The organism is Rhodocaloribacter sp. (assembly GCF_056451265.1).
Map to the genome: position 1 here is coordinate 1 of NZ_JBWOPL010000006.1, position 3,098 is coordinate 3,098.

General features: G+C 64.0%; 3 protein-coding genes. All 3 read left to right on the forward strand.

The features are described from left to right. Positions 1-252: glycosyltransferase (locus AC1HIY_RS00510; RefSeq protein ID WP_479574746.1), on the forward strand; the 252-nt coding region annotated here is incomplete at its 5' end. Further along, positions 245-1,444 carry a glycosyltransferase gene (locus AC1HIY_RS00515; RefSeq protein WP_479574747.1) on the forward strand — a complete coding sequence of 400 codons (1,200 nt, stop codon included), beginning with the start codon at positions 245-247 and terminating at the stop codon, positions 1,442-1,444. The genes AC1HIY_RS00510 and AC1HIY_RS00515, both read left to right, overlap by 8 nt. A 38-nt stretch (positions 1,445-1,482) precedes the next feature. Beyond that, on the forward strand, positions 1,483-2,526 hold the full coding sequence (locus tag AC1HIY_RS00520; protein WP_479574748.1) for a glycosyltransferase family 4 protein: 1,044 nt from the start codon (positions 1,483-1,485) through the stop codon (positions 2,524-2,526). Positions 2,527-3,098 lie beyond the last annotated feature (572 nt).

Genomic DNA, 3,098 nt, shown 5'->3' on the forward strand with positions numbered 1-3,098 from the left:
GTGGTGGCCTCGAATATCGGCGGGACCTCGGAATGGTGCCTGGAAGGAAAAACGGGGTATCGCGTCCCGCCAAAGGATGCGCGAGCCATCCGGAATGCCGTGCTGAAGCTGATTTCGGATGAGCAAAGAATGCAGGCTTTCGGCCGACAAGGCATCGATTTGATTCGGGAACGCTTTCTTCCCGGCACGCATGTTAATACCTTGTGCAGGCTCTACGAGGAAGCCTTCACCCGCCCGATCACCCATGTCTGACCTTTCCAATCGACCTGTCCGCCCGATTCGGGTGGGGGTCTATATTTTCTTTCCCGCCGGAGGGATCGGGAGGTATACGTACGAGTGGCTCCGGGTGCTCGGGCGTATGCCGGAGGTGGAGGCGGAAATCATCTGCACGCCGGATTTTCAGTGGAAAGAGGCGGGAGAGTATGCGACGTGGGACGGGCTCCGAAGCATCTCGCATGAAGCCCCCCTCTTTCGCCGTATGCGCTTCATCACGGGCCAGTTCATAAACCCGATGCGGAGCATTCGACACGTGGAGGAGGCCCAACTCGACATCGTGCACATCGCCAATATCAACCATTTCTCATTCCCCTTCTGGCGACGGGCGCTGGAGAAGAGTCGCGCGCGCGTGACGGTTGCCGTCCACGACGTGCTTCGTCAGAATGCTATTTTGAACAAGATGTGGGAAGATCGGCAACTGAAGGCGTTTTATCGTTGCGCCGATGCGCTTTTCGTCCATTCCGGCTATCAGGCGAGCGAGTTGATCGAGTTCGCAGGGATCGATCCGAGCCGCATCCACGAGGTGCCGCATGGCCCATATACGCACGGCGCGCCTTCGGGCGACCGGGAGACGCTTCGCAGCCGCCTGGGGCTTCCGGCCGATCGTCAGGTGGCGCTGTTCTTCGGGCAGATCCGGGACGAGAAAAACCTGGACGGTTTCATTCGCGCCATGGCGCTGGCGCGCGCCGAACCGCATCTGCTCGTGGCCGGGTCGGTGAGCGCTCGTCATCGGGGAGCGGATCATTATCGACGGGTCGCGGAACAGGCCGGGGTCTCGGATCGCGTCACGTTTCTCGACCGCTACATCCCGGATGAGGAGGTTCCGGACCTCTTCACCGCGGCGGATTGGGTCACGCTGCCCTACCGAAATGCCTTCACCTCTCAGAGCGGGGTGCTGAACGTGGCAGCTTACTACGAGCGACCGGTGCTCGTCAGTTCTTCCCCGGTGTTGCATGAGACGGTGCAGCGCTGCGACATCGGGGTAGCCTGCGCCGGCGACTCCGTACCCTCGCTGGCCGAGGGAATTGAGCGCATCGCGCAACAGGTGCGCCGCCGGCACGCGTACGCGTTTGCGGAATATCGGGAGACGTATAGCTGGGAAGAAAATGCGCGCCGAACGCTGGCCGTGTACCGGCAATTGTTGGGTCTCGAAGAGGGGGACGGTTGATGCGTATTGCGGTGCTTTTTTCGCGTCTGTCGGGATACATGGCGGCCTGTCTCCGTCTCCTGAAAGAACGGACCGGCGGCGAGATGCTGGTCGTCCGTCATGCGCCGGCGTCCAATGCCCCCTTCGACGACCGCCACTTCGCATGGATCGACCGGTTGTATGACCGTCACGCGCTGGGACGGAAGGAGATTCTGGAGCAGGTGCGTGCGTTTGCGCCGGACGCCGTGTTCATGGCCGGCTGGTTCGACCGCGATTATCTGGCGGTCGCACGGCGGCTTCGGCAAGACGGCGTGCCGGTCGTGGCCGGGTGCGACACGCAGTGGACGGGCTCCTTACGTCAACGGGTGGGACGTCTGATCGCGCCCCGGCATCTGCACCCCGCCATCGATGTGCTCTGGGTCTCGGGCGAGCGGCAACGGCAACTGGCGCAGCGACTGGGCTTTACGGGGGCGCGCTGCTGGTACGGTGTCTATGCGTGCGACTGGGAGCGGTTCGAGGCCGTCTACGAGCCCGCCACCTCACGCCCGAAAACGTTCCTCTTCGTGGGACGGTACATCCCCATCAAAGGGTTGGACACGCTGGTCGCGGCTTACCGGCGCTACCGGCAGCAGGCCTCGGAGCCATGGGCGCTTCACTGCGTCGGGACAGGCGAGCTGGCGTCGACGCTGGAGGGGTTGCCGGGCGTGACCGATCGGGGGTTCGTGCAGCCGGACCGGTTGCCTCAACTCTTTGCCGAAGCCGGGGCGTTCATCCTGCCGAGCCGCCGTGAGCCGTGGGGAGTCGTCGTGCAGGAGGCGGCGGCCGCCGGGCTGCCGGTGCTGTGCTCGACGGCAAGCGGCGCCTCCGTGCATCTGGTGCAGGACGGTTACAACGGCTTCCTCTTCGACCCGGGCGACGTGGACCATCTGGCGCGGCTGATGCATCGCCTCGACGAGGCCTCCGATGAGGAACGACGCGAGATGGGACGGGCAGGTCATGCGCTCTCCCGGCAGTTTACGCCCGAGCGCTGGGCTGAGACGTTTGTGGAAGGCATCACCGACTTGAAGGGCGCAAACCCTCCTGAGCCCGTTGCCCACCGGTGAGGTGGGAGTCTGTATCGGGAAATCTTTACCTGCGCATTATGGGGCCGGTCGCGTGAGATGCCTGGACCCCCATCCCCCCTTCGGGGTACTTCCCCCTGTGAGGGGGAAGGGCTTGTGCGGACCACCGAAGCCCCTCCCCATGCGAAGGGGAGGTGTCGCGTAGCGACGGAGGGGTAGGACGGCTGTTACGTAAGCAGCAAGCGTGTACGGTCAAGGAGGTGTAGTGATTGCGCAGCACGAAGGACCCCCATCCCCTCTTCGGGGTACTTCCCCCCGAGTGGGGGAAGGGCTTGTGCGGACCAGCGAAGCCCCCCCCCATGCGAAGGGGAGGTGTCGCGGAGCGACGGAGGGGTAGGCCAGGCAAGGAGACAGCAGAGTGGGGTGGACTGGTATAGTGTTTGACCAGGCACAGCGACCGGAATAAGCGTATCGCCATGAGACGAACGGGTACATTACTACAGGGCTGGGGCCTGCCGGGTCGACCGACACGGTTGGGGGGCGTGCAGGTCATGCAGGCCGGCGCTGGCGCGCGTGCGGAGACCACAGTGTTGTGGCGTGTGCTGGCATGGGCC

Bases quoted from the DNA above. Each gene is read 5' to 3' on its own strand.
- AC1HIY_RS00515 (WP_479574747.1), top strand. From the start codon at position 245: ATGTCTGACCTTTCCAATCGACCTGTCCGCCCGATTCGGGTGGGGGTC.
- AC1HIY_RS00520 (WP_479574748.1), top strand. From the start codon at position 1,483: ATGGCGGCCTGTCTCCGTCTCCTGAAAGAACGGACCGGCGGCGAGATG.